Origin of the sequence: Labilibaculum euxinicum (assembly GCF_009795715.1) — a bacterium.
Classification (GTDB): Bacteria; Bacteroidota; Bacteroidia; order Bacteroidales; family Marinifilaceae; genus Labilibaculum; species Labilibaculum euxinus.
In genome coordinates, this window is sequence record NZ_WTCR01000025.1 from 1 (window position 1) to 18108 (window position 18108).

The following is an 18108-nucleotide window of genomic DNA, read 5'->3' on the forward strand; positions in this document are numbered from 1 at the left end:
TGTCGCCCAAATAAGACCTCAATTCTATTTCCAAATAAAAGCATTTTCAATTTTTATGTATCCTTAAAACCGCTATATTTAACACTTAATTGAGCAGTTTGATGAGTTTTTAGACAGACTGACGTTACCAGCAATTTAAACACACGTGTACTAACATGCTAACAATATGACAATTACTACAACAAAAAGACTTACAATAATTATTCTTCTTTTACTGGAAATGACAGTTCTTTATGCTCAACGATTTCCGTATAAGGACGGTGAGAAATGGGGCGTTGTTAGCCTTACAGGTTCGACAAAACTAGGTTTGATATATGATGATATCTCACCCTTTGTATATGACAATACATCTAAAAACCTTGCTAGAGTTAAACTCAATAATAAGTATGGTTTTATAGAGTCTCGATTTTGTTCTGTTGAAATTCCAATTATTTATGATGACGCAACAAGCTTTAATAATGGTTTTGCTCAAGTGTCAAAGAATGGAGAAAAATATGTAATAAATGAATTCGGTCAAAAAGCAAGTAATGATTCTTTTACACCAAGTAAAATAACAGATGTTTATTATTTACCCTCAGAGTTAAAAGTTTACACTCAAAAAATAAAAAAAGAAAATTGGCCAAAATTCGTTGATGAAAATAATGTTATTGAAGCCTATAAGTACACAGAGTATGATTCTCTTTATATTTCAATAAATCAAGATAATAGTTTAAGGCTTCATGAAGGAACCTGGTCTTTTATTTCGGGTAATTATGATTCTATACTGGTTTATAAGAATTACATATTTCTTGCATATAACGACAATTCAATTTCATTATACCATAGAGAAGAGGGATCTAAATTTGGTGATTTTGAGACTGATCTTAATGATGTTAGATTTCTATTAAAAAAAGATAATAACAAGCCTGTTTTTATGGTGAAAAAAGATAGTCTCTGGGGAGTTTGGCAACCAGAAAGATTAAAAAATGAATATAAATACAAGACAATAGAACCATGTCCCGAATCATCCAATGTTTTAAAAGTAAACTTGAGCAATGATAGCTATGGATATATTTTAAGTACAGTGGGGTGGGAATATTTTAAAGAATAAAAACTGCTGGTAATCGAATAGCCCGCCCCGCTAGTAATCACTAGCAGGGAGAGGCTTTCACACCACCAGATACTTCGCAAGCTCAGCATAAACCAAGCGGGTCTCGTATACAGTCCCGAGGAATCGGGATTAAGTTGTGGGGAATAAGGAATCACGTCGAACAGGCGTGATTTGTTTGTAAATGTCGAGCATAGATTCATAACCACGTTTCCGCAATCTTTCAAGAGTAATAGTAGTTACCAAAATAGGACTCTGAGCAATGACTCATAAAATCATTTTATAGTAAGGTATTCGAGAGGGCTTCGCCGTAGCCCATCCCCCCATGATTCATAAATACTTATTTTTATGGGCATTCATGAATTCGTTCCTCATTGCGTGAACGAGACCATGCATAGGCTTGTCCTTGCTGAACGCCCAAACGGATAAGGCTTCGCCTTTTCTTTTCGGGCTTTTATTCACGAATTCTATTAAAAAAGGTGTTCATGATCTCACTCCGTTCGGTACCAATGGTGCCAAATGCAATATCTGAGCCTGTTGCGCAGCCAACCGTCGAGATCTTGAAGTTTGACTAAAATACTTGCCATACGGAAGTTATTTACCCAACCCCGCTGAACCTCATTCAGTTTTTGGATGCGTTCCTCAAAGCTCATCGGTGTCGTTTTCCGAGTGATTAGTTTGAGCTTTTCTTTCAGCATGTTATTCACAAAATCCAATTTTAAAGGTGTTCATGGTCTCGCTTCGCTCGGCACCAACTTTTGTCCGATACTACCAATTGATACTTACCCCGTTCACCTTTCTTGTAGGTCGGCACAAAACCAAAACCCAGAACGGTAAAATGAACAGGTCGCCGAATGCCACTCTTTTCCCGATTAATTGTCAACTTGAGTTTATTTCGTAAAAACTTGTAAACCTTGTTGCCTACTCGTCGGGCGGTAGCTTTCGATTTGGTATAAATACTAAAATCATCGGCGTAGCGGATGAATTTAAGTCCCTGTTTTTCCAGTTCCCGATCCAGTTCATGCAACATGATATTGGACAGTAGCGGACTCAATGGACTCCCCTGCGGTACGCCTTTTCTGCGTTTGACCAACTTGCCTTCGATTAAAATCGGGGCACGTAGCCATTTACGAATCAAGCGCATCGTTTCACGGCATTTAATCTTACGGTAAAGCAGTTGTAACAAATGACAGTGATCCACTTCATCAAAAAAGGTCTTCAAGTCAATATCGACGATATGCTGACACCCATCGTTGATATATCCCTGAGCTTTTAGTACTGCCTGATGCAGACTCCGATTGGGTCTAAAACCAAAGCTATTGTCCGAAAAATCGAACTCGAACTTTGCCGTGATAATTTGCAGTACCGCTTGCTGAAGCAAACGGTCGGTTACAGTCGGAATACCCAATAAGCGCATCTTTCCGCTCCCTTTTGGAATCTCTACTCCTAAAATGGCTTGAGGCAAATAGTTACCCGAACGAACCTTTTCTTTCAGCTCTTCCCGATTGATCGACATGAGTTCTGAAAGTTTAGTTACGGGCATGTGATCAACTCCTGCCGAACCTTTGTTCTTTTGGACTTGATACATCGCCCGCAGCAGGTTCTTTCCTGTTAGTATTTGTTCAATCATTTTAGTTTACTTTTTCTTTTCCCTGTTCCGCTTAATGCAAAGCTAGAGCCTAAAAACAACAGCTTCTTTGCAACATTTGGAACAACTTAACGTTCAACCCTTCACTGCTCTATGAGTCCTCCACAGTCTCTATTTGTGGCTCATGGTCACAGCTACTATGGCCTCAGCTGACTTCTCATCATAGCCAACTCGTGGTTGATGAGATCTCCCTTGGTAAGGTAAATGTCCTTCCATCTAATCCTGCGGAATCTACATCGCTATCCTTTTGGTACTCGTGGGGCTTTGCAGTGATGTGCCTACTTACCCGAATAACAATGCCTCATATCCCGTTCCTGTTCGTCAGTTCAGACTTTTGCCGGTTGGCTTACTTCAGTGCATGGGTCACCCCAAACCACCTTGCCACTTGCTAATGCTTCCAGGAGTCACCCCAGTGTATAAGGGACTTGCACCCTCTGGACTTTCTTTTATAAAACTTAACATTATAAAAGAACTTTTATTAAATTTACCATTCAAGGCACACACAATGTATAAAAATAATAGCCGAGACAGTAGTAAATTCAAGGGTTGTAGCCCGCTTCAACTCTCTTGTAACTTGACAGGAAAGTGCCACGCAATCGGCTACTATTCTTATACTGAACGTTAGCATGCATTCGCCACATAAGCACTTCCGAAATAGATTTAAACGCAAATTATCTATTTCTCCAGTGCTTATTAAATACTGTTGCTAACGACAAAATTTTAGCACTTTTTTGAAAATTTTCAGAGACAAATAAAGCTAAAAGTGTTATGAATAAAGAGATACAAGATAAAAGCAACAAAATTTGACGTTAGTCAGAATTAATCACTTAAACTGCGACATTAAAACAGCATAAGCAACTTGGACTAATACAATGGAGAAAGAAAAAATAGAACAGCTTATCAAATCACTAAAAAAGAATAGAATTGAAGGAATCTATTTCTCATCAGAAACCGACCTGATCAATTTCGTTATTGACAATTTGAAACCAGGTATTACTGTGGGTATCGGAGACTCACTGACAATTGAACAGCTTGGATTATTCGACTATTTGCGTCAAAGCAGTATTCGTTTTCTCGATAAATATCAGCCTGATATTACCAAAGAAGAAAGGTCGCAACTCTATAGGGATAATTTTTCGGCTGATATTTTTCTGAGTGGAATCAACGCAATTACGCTCGAAGGTAAAATCTTTAATCTAGACGGGAACGGAAGCCGAGTTGCTCCAATTATTTATGGTCCCAAACGAGTGTTTCTTGTATGTGGAACAAATAAAATAGTTCAAAATGATGAAGAAGCAATCTCGCGAATAAAAAATATCGCTGCACCGATTGATGCAAAAAGACTAAACAAAAAGACACCGTGTACAAAAACCGGAATATGTCTGGATTGTAAATCCGTGGATAAAATATGTAACTATTATACCATAATACAAGGACAATTTGACAAAGAAAGAATAAAAGTACTTTTAATAAATGGTAAATATGGATTTTAATGTGTGTCCTACTCAAATGAAATTAGATAATCGAGAAATAAAAACGCACGCTAACATTTTGTATATTTCATAGCGGTGGCTGTGGTTTGCGTGGGGCGAATTCTCGCCCCGATTGTCTCAGTCCTAGCGGACAGACAATCGCACCGTAATCCGCTACGTAACATACAATTTACCGTTATAGCCCATTATAAATGAAGCAACTAACAACTATAATAATCCTGATTTTGACTTCGATTGGTTTGCAAGCCCAAACGATTGACACATTTCTTTTGCAATATTCGATTTCAAAATACGATACGGTTGTTTACAAACGAATAATTGAAAAATTGGATAAAAACAATTTGATTCATGTCCAAGATTATTATCCAAACGGACAGGTTCAAATGGATGCAACTTACTCAAATTTCAATAAAAAGGTAAAAGAGGAACTTCAATGTAATTACCGAACAAATACAAAACAAGGAAATTACAAAGAGTGGTCAAAGAATGGACAGCTTATTTACGATGCCAAATATAAAAATGGACTAAGAGACGGATTAGCCGTTTCATGGTACAACACTGGGATTATAGAATCTGAAAAAAACTGGAGTAATGGGCAATTAAATGGTATTTGTAAATATTGGAATGAGAAAGGCAATTTAGAGTATGAAATAACATTCAAAAATGGCATTAATCAATCCCCGGAAACAGTTTTTTACAAATACATTACTTATTTACCAGCCGATTATGCCAATGATTTATCTAAAGAATATCCTTTATTAATTTTTCTTCATGGAGGCTCTGCTCGTGGAAAAGATACACTTGATTTATATAGTTCGGGACCATTTGACCAAATTTATAGAGGACGCAATTTCCCTTTTATAGTTGTTGCTCCACAATGTCCAAAACATCTTCGCTGGTCGACTGAAAACTGGTTTGAAAATTTCTATTCTGACTTGATAAAAAAATACAGGATTGATACAAACAGAGTTTATTTAACAGGAGCTAGTCTTGGTGGTTCTGGAACCTGGTATCTCGCAACAAAATATCCTGACAAATTTACTGCAATTGCCCCAATGAGTGGTTTCACCAGACACATGGATTATATTTCTGAAAATATTGAAAATTAAAAAAACATTCCTATTTGGGCTCTTCATGGAGAATCAGACAATGTTGTTCCAGTTGAAGAAACAGATTATTTGATAACCAAACTATCCGAAATAAATAACCAAATCAAATATACAAGAGAAAAAGATGTTGGTCATTCGATTCATTGGTTAGTATATCCTGAAACTGAAATATATGATTGGTTTTTAAAACATGAAAAATGAAATAAAAATAACGGGCTATAACAAATTGTATATGGCAGGCGGGGGACTTAGCGGTCTGACAAGTCAGACCTTGCGTCCACTTTCCTGCGGGTCTGACAGGATTTCTCTTCGAAATCTCGCCCGACCACATACAAGTGACCGTTATGCCCAAGCCTAGAGCCGAAGTGCAATACAATAAAATTTGAATGATTAAGATATTTAGTTCCAACTCCAATAGATTACATGGATTAGACCATTTGAGAGCAATTGCAATCCTACTTGTAATGATTTTTCATTATGGTAGAGGGATTCCTTCATGGTTAGAGCCAATTCAACAGATTGGTTGGACTGGTGTAGATTTGTTCTTTGTGCTTAGTGGATACTTGATAGGATTTCAACTACTAAAAGAATTCAAAGACAAAAAAGAAATTGATTTCAAGAGATTTTATCTAAAACGATTTTTTAGGATTATTCCAGCGTATTTAGCAGTCCTGATTTTGTATTTTTCAATCGGCAGTTTAAGAGAAGGTTCAGGATTACCACCATTATGGAGATTCTTAACATTTACTCAGAATTTTGGACTAGATACTCCAACACAGAAAACATTTTCTCATGCATGGTCTTTATGCGTAGAAGAACAGTTTTATCTACTTTTACCTATTACGATAATTTTGATGTTCCAAAGTCGGTTGCAAAAGCTAACACCGTATTTAATGGTTGGACTAATTGGAATTGGGATTTTAATCAGGATTCATAATTGGAATGAATTTGTACAGCCATATATTGACAGCGGTAGTAGGAGACTTATGATACAAGGGCTTCTTGAGAAAGTATATTATCCTAGTCATAACAGAATGGATGGATTAATCATTGGTGTTATGATTGCATCAGTTTTCAATTTCAAACCAAGAGTGCAAGATTTCCTAACGAAATATGGGAACATAGTCTTGTTATTTGGGCTTATTCAATTTGTGATTGCTTATCAAGTTTGTCAAAACTTAATCTCATATAAAGCAATGATTTATGGATTGCCATTGATTTCATTAGCTTATGGTTTTATTGTAGTTGGAGCAATAAGTCCGACTTGCATAATATATAAGTTAAAATCTAGATTTACTTTTGTTATTGCAACATTATCCTACGCTATTTATTTGACTCATAAACAGATTTATCACTTCGTTAAAATCATATCAAAAGACATGGATAATGGATTTATTCAACAAAATGTTTTCTGGATTTGTCTTTTAGGTGCCTTAATTGGAGGATTGACTTTACATGTTTTGATTGAGAAACCTTTTATGAAATTAAGGGATAGAGTTTTAAATCCTGATGATAAAAAGTTTCAGAAAATACGTGGAAGATTAATTTTGAACTATATAAAAACGTTTGGTGATAGAAAGGCCAGGCCATAACAATAGATATACGTAATGCGGGGCAATTTGGTAAATTTAAACTTAAAAGCATTTTATAAACAAAGTAGCGGTTTGATAGTGAAGTGTCTTGTAATCCCGCACTACGTATATTCGAGCCGTTAGCGCTTATAAGGACAAACAAACTGACACCTCAATTATTATTAATTTTAAAAAAATCAAAAAAATGAAACAGAAAATATTCATCCTGAATTGCTTATTAATCATAAGCTTCTCAACCTATTCACAGAATTTAAACCAATCAATACAAATTGATAAATATGAAACTGAAAATGGAGAAAAATTCACTATTCATTCACACATATTGAACCAAGACAAAGAAATATTTATAGGATTACCGAAAAATTTTAATGATTCAACTAATTATCCAATGATTCTTGTACTGGAAGGAGAGGTAGTTTTTGAGACATTTGCACCTGTAACAAGATTAATGGCTGAAGTAAATGAAATACCGGAATGTATTGTTGTTGGAATTCCTTTCTATAACAAACATTTAGAATATGCGCCAAAGATTAGTCAACATCCTGAAAGTGGAAATGCTGACAAAATGTTAGAGTTCTATAGTGTGGAACTATTTCCTTTACTTGATTCACTCTATAATTGTGGGAAGGATAGGATATTATGGTCGCATTCAGCACTAGGAGGAATTTTTTGTACATATGCTTTATTAGGGCCTGATAGGCAATTTAATGGGATACTATCTTCAAGTCCAAGCTTGAAATGGATGCCTGATTATGTTGATAAAGAAAATGCATTTGAAGAATTGGCTAAGAAGGATAAAGTATTTTATTATTTGACATTTGGAAGCGATGAGGGTGATAATTACATGGGCGATATGTATGATAAAGTAAAAAAATTCAAGCAAAGATTAGAAAAGGAAGCGCCTTCTAATCTGATATGGAAATATCAGCTAAACGAGAATAATAATCATTTAACAAATGCATTAGAAACATACTCAGATGGATTAATATTATATTTTAAAGAAATGAATAATTACAAGCGCTAACACGCGGTCATAAAACATTGGGGGCGAAGTGGTTATTCGAGGCTCGGTTCTCGCATCAACGGTCGTTTTGACTTGATAGTGAAGTAACTCCGAAATCCCCAACGATTTCATACCGCCACCATTAGCAAGTATTTAAACCATCAACCATCAACTATGAGAAAAGATAGGGTTATTTATTTCATTTTGATAATGAAGTTCATTTTTCTAGATTGCAGTGCCCAGATAAAAAATGACACATCAGAAGTTTGTAAACTAATTGAGAAATATAGGTCGATTTTGACTGATGAAATCAAAAAAAACAATATAGTTGGTTTAAGCATAGCAGTTGTTGATAATGATAGTATTATATGGAGCGAAGGCTTTGGCTCGTACGATACGATAAAGAATATGAAAGTATCCGCTGAGACACCCTTTCTAATAGGTTCATTGACAAAGCTGTTTACAGGGATTGCTGTAATGCAACTACAGGAAAAAGGATTAATTAATATTGATAGTTCTTTTGTGAAATATGTACCGGAGTTTAAAATGAAAAGTATCTATGGTAGTATTAATGATATTACCATCCGAAGTATGATGACCCATCATGCCGGTATCCCAGCAATTGATGCAAATAAATTTTCAAAAGAACCTGAACACTTTACAAAACTTCTTGATTATATTAATAATGATTATGCTACCAATCCTGTTAATACCATATTTAGATATTCGAATTCTGGAGTTTCGCTTCTTGGAAATCTAATAGAAAATGTCAGCCATGATGATTATTTTGAACACATAGATGAATTTATATTAAATCCAACGGGAATGAAGAACAGCGGTTTTTTTACAAGTACGAATCAGCCTCCTTCATGCTTGCTGGGCTACAATGAAAATAAACAGCAATTTAATGAATTACCTATAATCGATATGCCAGCTGGAAGCCTTTTTTCTTCAGCGACAGATATGGGAAAATTCATGAAAGCTTTTATCTCAAGCGGGAAAACTGGTAATTCAAAAATTTTAACAATAACTTCCCAAAAAGAAATGACAAAGGTTCAAAACCATGATGTTTTTTATGATTTAGGTTTTACGATGGGTTTAATTGGAATGGTTTATTATAGTAAGGTTGGAAAAACATTCAGTCATGAATCTGCCAATCTTTATCATAGAGGCTCTATTTATATTGCGCCCGAGTCAGGTCTGGGAATAGTAATGTTGTCAAATTCTGCCACTGCAAATAAAATATTTTATTATTCGGAAATAATATTAAGTGAACTTGCTAATATAAAAGGGATAAAGCCAAATAAACCTGAATTCGAAATAATACGAAATCCAATACATAAAGAACATAATTTTATATATGAAAATGATGATAATTTAGAAACCCTAACCCTTTCAGAGAAGGATTTTGACAAATATTTAGGAACTTATGCTGCCAGTGATTTGGCTTATAAAATTAGAATGGACGGTAAAAAATTAGTAATAGACTATGGTGATTATGGAAAAAAGTACCTGCTACCATTAGGAAATAATGAATTTGTTCCGGCTGACGCTGACACCTCTTTAATTTTAAATACGAAAGAGAGATACTATTTTGAAAACTATGATAATAATACTTACCTAATTCGGGTGTACAAGAATGGTTATCAGGAAATATGGGGCACAAAAATAATCAATGAACCAATTAATAAGATTTGGCTTGATAGATTGGGAACTTATAAAGTTGTCAATGTTACAGCATATGAAAAAGAATTCAATTTAAAAATAGACCATGATTTATTGATTTTATCTTTTAGACCCATGAAAATAATTAATGATAACTTAGCAATAGTTTATGGTTTTGGAAAAGTAAGTGGTTCTGCACTTCAATTCATTAAAGACGAAATGGGCAAAGAATATTTAATTTATAGAGGATTTAAAGCAATTAAAAAATAAGTAAAACACTTGCTAACAAGGTATATAAAACATTTGGCGGGGAGTGCTAATTTTAAGGGCGGTACATTTAATAAACTTTGCAACGGTTTGATAGGAAATCGCTTTGAAATGCCAAACGTTTCATATACCCATCCGTTGTAGTGCATTCGGAGAGGCGATTAACTGAAATTGAAATATGGAAGAACTTAAAAAAATAATAACAGATACACATAAAGTGTCTATTACTGCTCTTAATGACTTTGTTGCTCAATGGGAGATTGTTTCGTTCGCTAAAAAATCTATTTTATCTATACCCGAAAAAAAAGATAAATATTTATATTTTACTATATCAGGTGTTCAAAAAGCCTATTATTTAGTTGATGGAAAACAATGCATTATTTCATTTACTCAAGACAATCATTTTACTTGCGCTCCTGAATCTTTTCTAACACAAAAACCATCGAAGTACTATTTTGAATGCATTACGGACAGCAAGTTCTATAGAATATCATATGATCGGTTTATTGATCAAACTGCTAAGTATAAAGATATCCAAGATTTTTTAATTGAAGCACTAATGGGGTTAGTAAACAATATAACAGATAGGTTTATTAAGCAGTCAACTTGTTCTATCGAGGAAAAATATAAAGATTTCATGCGATATAATGCACACCTTATTAATTCCATACCCCATAAAGATATTGCTAATTTTTTAGGTATAAATCCAACAAATTTCTCAAAACTATTAAACAAAGTGATAATAGACTAGTTGGTATATACCAAGAATTACATTAAATCTTGAATCTATATTTGTAAAAAACAAAAGATGAAACAAGTTTTATACAGTAATTACGGAGATAGTAGTGTATTAAAAGTCGATGAAGTAGACAAACCTCGAATTGGAAAGAAAAACTCCTTGCTTGTTAAAATATACTACTCTTCTTTAAATGCAATTGATTGGAAAAATCGCAAGGGAGATTTTAGGCTAGTCTCAGGTTTAATAAAACCAAGAACAAAACAAGGGTTTGATGTAGTTGGTGAAGTAATAGAAAAGTCCTATGATTTACAGGAGTTTGATTTAGGGGATAAAATTGCTGGATTGTTAGGTAATTTTGAAGGAGGTTCTTTTAGTGAATATATTGTTGTAAAAGCAGATAGTGTGGTTAAAATCCCTGATAACATTCCAATTAATCAGGTAGCTGGAATACCAATGGCTGGAACAACAGCTTGGCTGGCACTCTTGAAATTAGGAGGTCTAAAAAAGGGAGATAAAGTATTAATTAATGGAGGAAGTAGTGGAGTTGGTCATTTAGCAATACAGATAGCAAAAGCATACGGGGCAGAGGTTACAAGTATATCAAGTACCAAGAATTTAGATTTCTGTAAACAGCTGGGAGCCGACGTTACAATTAGTTATCAAGATGAAGATTTCTTAGAAAGTACATCTACCTTCGATATTATTTTTGATGTTGTCTTTAATGCATCTTATAAAAAGACTAAACACCTATTAAAAGCGAAAGGAGTTTATATAGGAACAACTCCAACAGGAACAATGATAAAAGAAATGTTAAGATATAAACAAGCAAAATTTGTATCAGTGCATCCAAATCAAGTAGCACTTAAAGACCTCTTGAAATTAATGAAAGAAGATAAGCTACAAGTAAAAATTGACAAAGAGTTTTTACTCAACGATATAATTAAAGCTCATGATTACATTGAAAAGTCAAGAACCGTAGGTAAATTAATAATAAAGATAGGATAAGAACGACCCCATAACACGCAATATACGTAAACCGGGGGACGTGAATAATTTAAACTTTTGTACACTTACTTAAATTTGTAACGGTTTGACAAGTTGGAGCTTCAAAATCCCGGACTCCGCATGTTGCCAACGTTGACAACAATATTGCAAACACTACTGACATAGGATTGTCAGTATGGAGGTATAATTTTGGAAATAAAACAAAAAATGAAGCAACAATTATTTAGACACCGAGAAGTACATGTAAATGGCATTCCTACTCATGTTGTAGAAGCTGGGAATAATAAAAATCAACCAATACTATTTTTACATGGGTATCCTGAGAACTGGAAAGAGTTCGAAAAAGTAATGACCTTGTTAAAGAGTCACTATTATGTCTTAGCAATCGACCTTCCCGGGATTGGTGCTTCTGCTCCGATTGATAAATATGATAAGTTATCAATTGCAGATTTCATAAAAAAATTATTGCAAACCCTTGATTTGAGAAATATAGTTTTAGTCGGACACGATGTCGGTGGAATGATAACCTATCCATTTGTAAAGCATTTTTCAAATTTTCTTTCAAAAGCTGTGATAATTTGTACAGCAATACCAGGAGTTAATCCGTGGGAAGAAGTTAAAAGAAACCCTTATATATGGCATTTTGCGTTTTATTCCGTTCCCGAACTTCCAGAATCACTTATTGAAGGAAAACACTCAATATTGTTTGAATATTTCTATAATGCCATATCTTACAATAAGTCAGCTATAAATCAGGAAAATAAAGAAGCATATTTTGAAGCATATGATTCTAAACATAGCCTTAAAACAGGATTAGGTTGGTATCGGACATTTTATACTGATGAGAAAGAGAATTCGCAAAATCTTCCTGTAAACACTCCATTACTATATCTCAAAGGAGCTAAAGATTATGGAGATATTGCTACTTACATTCAAGGATTCAAAGAAAGTGGGATAAATAACATTATAGGAAAGTCAATTCCAGACAGTGCACATTTTGGGCCAGAAGAAAATCCTGAATTTGTAGCACAAGCAATAGATGAATTTATAAAAACTAAATAAATACTGTTGCCAGTCGAGTAAGCTAGGGGAATTTCACCCCTAACTTCTCACAGAACAGTACGTGAATCTCTCAATTCATACGGCTCTTATTATGCAGTCAATTCAATCTTAGGTCAACTGATAACCTAATGTCCAATGATAAAATAGATTGGGATAACAATTACAGACATGCCTTAACCATCTCACAGCTTTCACCTTGCTACGCTTTAAGCCTTTGTATTTGTTCAATATCCACTTTATCAGACGATGATGTAGGTAATAAAACACGAGTTTTATGTACCGTCTTTTATCCTGTTTTCTTGAATTAATGTTGTTGTTAGAATTGAAATTGTCCCAGATAAGAACCTAAATTCTATTTCCAAATAAAAGCATTTTCAATTTTTATGTATCCTTAAAACCGCTATATTTAAGACTTAATTAAGCAGTTTGATGAGTTTTTAGACAAACTGCAATCAGTTTTAATTGAAGCGAAATGACATTTGCTCTCAGAAAAATTAATAAAAAGGATATGGTGACAGATAGAGATAAATACATTTTGGATTTAAAAAATAAATTTGAATCATATTCATTTATTAGTAAAAAGTCATGGGAACTGTTGAAATCAATTATAAGATTTATCTCCTTAGAAAAAAATGACATATTACTCAACAATGGTGAATGTTCTAAAAAAATCTATTTCGTATGTAAAGGGGTGCTTAGAGCATATTTCACAAACCCTTTGGGAGATATTTATACAAAAAATATATTCCTTGAAAATGACATTGCAGGTTCCATTGTCTCCTCAATGCTTGAAAAACCATCTGAATTTACTCTTGAAGCTTTAGAAAATACTATTCTAATCTCATTAGATTATAAATCTTACAGGAAATTAATTAATCAGGAGAATGATTTAAAGGAATTCTATATCGCATACTTAGAAAAAAACTGGGTAATTGATAAAGAGCAAAAGGAAGTTTCGTTAATTCTTGAGGATGCCACAGAAAGATATAAAAAGTTACGTCTCACTCATCCCAATATTGATACGAGAATTGCACAACAACACATTGCTTCGCATTTAGGAGTTACCCCCACCCAATTAAGCAGAATAAGAAAAAATTTAAAGAAATAACTTCAAAATCAACATATGTAAATGTGGATAAGAATTTTTGATGCTTCATTTGCATTATGAATAAATTATTACTCTTATTATTAGCATTTACAGGCGGAACCGCTTTAGCAGTGCAAGGTGGATTAAATTCTCAGTTAGGAACAGCCTTAAAAAATCCATTACTAGCCTCTGTTATTGCGTTTTTCTCAAGTACAATCTTTGCTATTGTTTTCGTTCTTTTAGGTACTAAAACTTTCCCTACAACAGATCAAATAAAAGGAATCCCTATTTACCTGTGGTTCACAGGTGGATTTTTAAGTATGATAGGTGTTGGACTGTATTTGTATACAATCCCTAAACTTGGAATATCAACAATGATTTCAATTGGTCTTTGTGGCCAATTGATATTTGCTGCTATAGCTGGTCATTTTGGATGGATGAATTTGCCACTGGAACCAATAACTTTGAAAAAAAGCATAGGAATTTTAGCAATGATATCAGGTATTTTAATAACTAATTTAAAGTAAAACATGAACGAAAAAATAATTAATAATCTATACGAGCTTTGGGAGCAAATCGGCAATTTGACCAACAAACTATCCAAGACAGAGAATTATTCCACTGTTTCAATGGATGATTCTGATTGGCCAAACCGAATCTTTAATTTGAAAAACAATACTCATGCTTTAGAGGAAGCACTTCGGCTGAGTCAGGAGGGAAAACTGCCTGAAATAATAGCAATTACGAAACCCAATGATTTAAGGAGTAATCCTAACTTTAAATTTCTATTCGGACAAAAAAACATGGCTCTAAATTTACAATCAAAGACAAATGAGTTATTTGCAAACCCAAATATTAAGCGAGTGAAAACAAAAAAAAATTCGATTGATTTTGCAAGAACAGCATCGGAATCATTTGGGTATAGAGTTGACAGCAATCTGATTTACAATATTGTTAATCACACAGAAACTATCCGATTATTTATCTATCAAGAAAAAAGTGAATGTTTAGGCTGTGGAATAGTATTCTTTGATTCTAATAATAATGCAGGATTGCATATGATAGGAACTCTTTCAAAAGGAAGAGGGAATGGAATAGGAAAAAGTATGACTGAAAGATTGCTTATTGAAGCGGAAAAGAATAATATGAATTTCTGTGTTCTTCATGCTTCATTAATGGGAGAATCAATTTATAGAAAATTGGGTTTTGAACCATACCAAGGAATTGAGACCTATAAAATACTGAAAAAACAGTAACAACTAAAGCTAATTGATACTGCCGACAGGTTGTTGCCTTGACTAAAAAGCCTATTTCACAGTACGTGCGTGACTCATACGGCTTCAAATATGTTTGACGCAACTGAAGAATCTGCAAATTCTTTTGATAGAAAGAAAATAACAGAAGGACTCACGTCTCATTGGAGAAAAATAACATTTAAAAATCACTTCAGAATCTGGCATCCAGAATTCAAGAATGGTTTTCAAATTACAAACATCCAACCATTAACTGGATTATTTGTAAAGTTGGGGTGTTCCATCTAGAAACTAAGACTTATTTGAGGTGTTCGAAATTAATAATCGAACACCTCTTGTTTTATTTAACATTTGTAGTTTTTATTGAAATGAAAGTATTACTTTTGTTCCTTAAATTTGTATCATTTAATCAAATAAAAGTATGAGAATTGGCTTACTACTCTCTAATTCTGGTCACCATTCGTATACAAGTAGTGATTTGTATAATAGTTTAAAACTTACTTTGGATGATGCCTGCCAATATATCCCAAAAGATACAAACTTTGCCATTCCTGCCGATAATCAGAAAGCGATAAAAGAATTGGTTTTATATGATAACGTTGATTTCATTGTTGGCTTTTTAGAATATTGTTCAATTACAGTAGTAAAACCACTTATTCAGCAAACAAAAACTCCTTTGATCATATTTAATTCAGGAGAGCATCCTCTTTTAAAAGCCGATGTAAGTCCATATATCATGCACCTTTCATTAAGCATGTTTAATTCAACATATTCAGCATGTAAATGGGCTTTTAATAAAGTCGCTAAGTCATTTACATCACTACATACATTCTTTGAAGCCGGATATTCTATCTTATATGCTACTATATGCCGGACTTAAAGAGGGAAAAACTTTTAATTATTGAACTTATATCATATGAAACAAAAATTACTCTCAGGTAAATTGCTTAAAATATGCAATTTTCTACAAAAGAGAAGGAATCTATTTATGACCCTTATGATGGTCATAATAGTAACCTTTGCCAAAGGTCAAACGGTGCTACAAACTGTAGATTTTGAAACCACTACAGGATATACACTTACGGGTGCACAAACAAGCATCATCCCTGGCAATGACTGGTGGGAAAGAGCATTATTAAGCGAAGTAGCCCCAGATAATCCTCTTTCTGGATATCAGGGATCTTATTTTTTCTATGCAGAAGATACTGATAATGAAAGAACAATTGATGATCCTGTTTATTGTACCCTGAACTCAGTCGCTACAACTGGATATTCTAATCTTACAATAAAACTATTAGTGGCAGGCAACAACTCTACTAATAGTAATTATGAGCAGGAAGAGTACCTTAGAATACAATATGCATTTGATGGAGGCTCGTTTGTAACTTTATCACAATTTATAGCATCTGCTCCAAATGTAACGTTTATGTCAGAAGATGCGGATGCGGATGGTATAACGGACGGAGTCGGGCTTAGTCCAGATTTTGCAGAGTTCACTTATAGCATTCCTAATGTGGGTTCCAGTTTGCAAGTAAGGATTATGGCGAATATTGATCAGGGACGTGAAGAAGTTGCTTTTGATAACATAAGAATTTTAGGTGCTCCGGCAGGCAACACAGCACCTACAGCCTCCAGTTTCTCAACCTCAACAGGCCCCTACCAAAATCAGGTATATACATTCTCTACATCTGATTTTGGATATAATGATGGAGATAGTGATCCTATAGATCATATAAGGGTAACAGCCGTTCCTGTAAATGGAACTTTATATGTAGATGCCGATAATGGTGATGACTATGATAGTGGCGAAGAATTATCTAATGGAGGAACAATAAGCAAAGCTGATTTAGATGCAGGTAACCTACAATATTATACAACCACATCGATAAGTTCTTCCTTTACTTTTGATGTAAATGATGGAACGGATTATTGTTCTTCAACATATACTGCTACATTAAATGTGATAGGCTTACCCACAGTTTCAACCACAGCTATCTCAACTTTTGATGCAACTTCTGCAACCCTGGGAGGAGAGGTAACAAGTGATGGCGGTGCTACCGTGTCTGAAAGAGGAATCGTTTACAACACAACTGGCACACCATCAATTCTATCTGATACCAAAGTGTCGATTAGTTCCGGCACTGGCATCTTTTCACAGTCCGTTTCGAGTCTTTCTCCCGGTATAACATATTATGTACGAGCTTATGCTATTAATTCTGTAGGCACTTCTTATGGAGGAGTTAAAAATTTTACAACTCCAAAACAATCTCAAACGATCACCTTCACACCACTTTCTGCAGTAACTTACGGGAATTCTGATGTTAATCCGGGTGCTACTGCCAGTAGTACATTATCGGTAACCTACAGCAGTTCAAACACCAGCGTAGCATCTATCGTAAACGGTCAAATCCATATTGTAGGAGCAGGCAGCTGCACCATTTACGCAGATCAGCCAGGGAATGCAACTTACAATGCTGCAACACAAATTTCTCAAGGTCTAACCGTTAACAAAGCAACACCAACAGTTACCGTTTGGCCTGCAGCAACAGGAATCACTTATGGTGAAAACCTGTCATTGGCTACATTAAGCGGTGGTACAGCATCTGTAGCCGGAAGCTTTGCCTATGATGATAATACCATTACTCCTAATGCTGGAACTTACAGTGCTGATTTGACATTTACCCCAACAAATGCAAGTAATTACAATACGGTTGCCGAAAATATAAACGTGACAGTGGCTAAAGCAACACCAACAGTTACCGTTTGGCCTGCAGCAACAGGAATCACTTATGGCGAAAACCTGTCATTGGCTACATTAAGCGGTGGTACAGCATCTGTAGCCGGAAGCTTTGCCTATGATGATAATACCATTACTCCTAATGCTGGAACTTACAGTGCTGATTTAACATTTACCCCAACAAATGCAAGTAATTACAATACGGTTGCCGAAAATATAAATGTAACAGTGGCTAAAGCAACACCAACAGTTACCGTTTGGCCTGCAGCAACAGGAATCACTTATGGTGAAAACCTGTCATTGGCTACATTAAGCGGTGGTACAGCATCTGTAGCCGGAAGCTTTGCCTATGATGATAATA

The 18108-nt window shown here is 34.6% G+C and carries 16 protein-coding genes; 14 read left to right on the forward strand and 2 right to left on the reverse strand.

The annotated features are described in order from the left end of the window. Positions 1–166: 166 nt before the first annotated feature. Entirely contained in the window at positions 167–1090 is a 924-nt protein-coding gene (locus GQR60_RS19715) for a WG repeat-containing protein (RefSeq protein ID WP_124994586.1), read from the forward strand. A 488-nt stretch (positions 1091–1578) separates the two neighbouring features. Here the strand turns inward: GQR60_RS19715 and GQR60_RS20165 are convergent, their stop codons facing one another. Both GQR60_RS20165 and ltrA read right to left on the reverse strand, forming a co-directional pair. Then, complete coding sequence (locus GQR60_RS20165; RefSeq protein ID WP_225441466.1) at positions 1579–1785, reverse strand: group II intron maturase-specific domain-containing protein; 207 nt, start codon at positions 1783–1785, stop codon at positions 1579–1581. A gap of 20 nt (positions 1786–1805) precedes the next feature. Next, positions 1806–2717 (reverse strand): group II intron reverse transcriptase/maturase, encoded by a 912-nt coding sequence (ltrA, locus tag GQR60_RS19720; protein ID WP_225441465.1) that lies wholly within the window; start codon positions 2715–2717, stop codon positions 1806–1808. Positions 2718–3607: 890 nt separating this feature from the next. On the opposite strand from ltrA, the gene GQR60_RS19725 reads away from it, so the two are divergent. From GQR60_RS19725 to GQR60_RS19785, 13 genes are all read left to right on the forward strand, one after another. Then, on the forward strand, positions 3608–4228 hold the full coding sequence (locus GQR60_RS19725) for a lactate utilization protein (RefSeq protein WP_124994587.1): 621 nt from the start codon (positions 3608–3610) through the stop codon (positions 4226–4228). 191 nt (positions 4229–4419) lie between these two features. After that, complete coding sequence (locus tag GQR60_RS19730; RefSeq protein ID WP_124994588.1) at positions 4420–5337, forward strand: alpha/beta hydrolase-fold protein; 918 nt, start codon at positions 4420–4422, stop codon at positions 5335–5337. Between the two features lie 386 nt (positions 5338–5723). Further along, entirely contained in the window at positions 5724–6929 is a 1206-nt protein-coding gene (locus GQR60_RS19735) for an acyltransferase family protein (RefSeq protein WP_124994589.1), read from the forward strand. Positions 6930–7113: 184 nt separating this feature from the next. Beyond that, the gene (locus GQR60_RS19740) at positions 7114–7953 is read left to right on the forward strand and encodes an alpha/beta hydrolase (protein WP_124994590.1); all 840 of its coding nucleotides are present in this window, start codon (positions 7114–7116) and stop codon (positions 7951–7953) included. Positions 7954–8106: 153 nt separating this feature from the next. Then, positions 8107–9867, forward strand: a complete 1761-nt coding sequence (locus tag GQR60_RS19745; protein WP_124994591.1) for a serine hydrolase domain-containing protein — start codon at positions 8107–8109, stop codon at positions 9865–9867. Between the two features lie 175 nt (positions 9868–10042). After that, positions 10043–10615 carry a Crp/Fnr family transcriptional regulator gene (locus GQR60_RS19750; protein WP_124994592.1) on the forward strand — a complete coding sequence of 191 codons (573 nt, stop codon included), beginning with the start codon at positions 10043–10045 and terminating at the stop codon, positions 10613–10615. A 57-nt stretch (positions 10616–10672) separates the two neighbouring features. Continuing rightward, positions 10673–11608 carry an NAD(P)-dependent alcohol dehydrogenase gene (locus GQR60_RS19755; RefSeq protein ID WP_124994593.1) on the forward strand — a complete coding sequence of 312 codons (936 nt, stop codon included), beginning with the start codon at positions 10673–10675 and terminating at the stop codon, positions 11606–11608. Between the two features lie 207 nt (positions 11609–11815). Then, positions 11816–12670 carry an alpha/beta fold hydrolase gene (locus GQR60_RS19760; protein WP_124994594.1) on the forward strand — a complete coding sequence of 285 codons (855 nt, stop codon included), beginning with the start codon at positions 11816–11818 and terminating at the stop codon, positions 12668–12670. 472 nt (positions 12671–13142) lie between these two features. Further along, the gene (locus tag GQR60_RS19765; protein WP_197092758.1) at positions 13143–13778 is read left to right on the forward strand and encodes a Crp/Fnr family transcriptional regulator; all 636 of its coding nucleotides are present in this window, start codon (positions 13143–13145) and stop codon (positions 13776–13778) included. A 56-nt stretch (positions 13779–13834) separates the two neighbouring features. Further along, positions 13835–14284, forward strand: a complete 450-nt coding sequence (locus GQR60_RS19770) for a DMT family transporter (protein ID WP_124994595.1) — start codon at positions 13835–13837, stop codon at positions 14282–14284. A 3-nt stretch (positions 14285–14287) separates the two neighbouring features. After that, on the forward strand, positions 14288–15013 hold the full coding sequence (locus GQR60_RS19775; protein WP_124994596.1) for a GNAT family N-acetyltransferase: 726 nt from the start codon (positions 14288–14290) through the stop codon (positions 15011–15013). A gap of 418 nt (positions 15014–15431) precedes the next feature. Further along, on the forward strand, positions 15432–15890 hold the full coding sequence (locus GQR60_RS19780) for a type 1 periplasmic-binding domain-containing protein (protein ID WP_124994597.1): 459 nt from the start codon (positions 15432–15434) through the stop codon (positions 15888–15890). Positions 15891–16007: 117 nt separating this feature from the next. After that, the coding region (locus tag GQR60_RS19785) for a hypothetical protein (RefSeq protein ID WP_148096547.1) at positions 16008–18108 on the forward strand (2101 nt) is incomplete at its 3' end.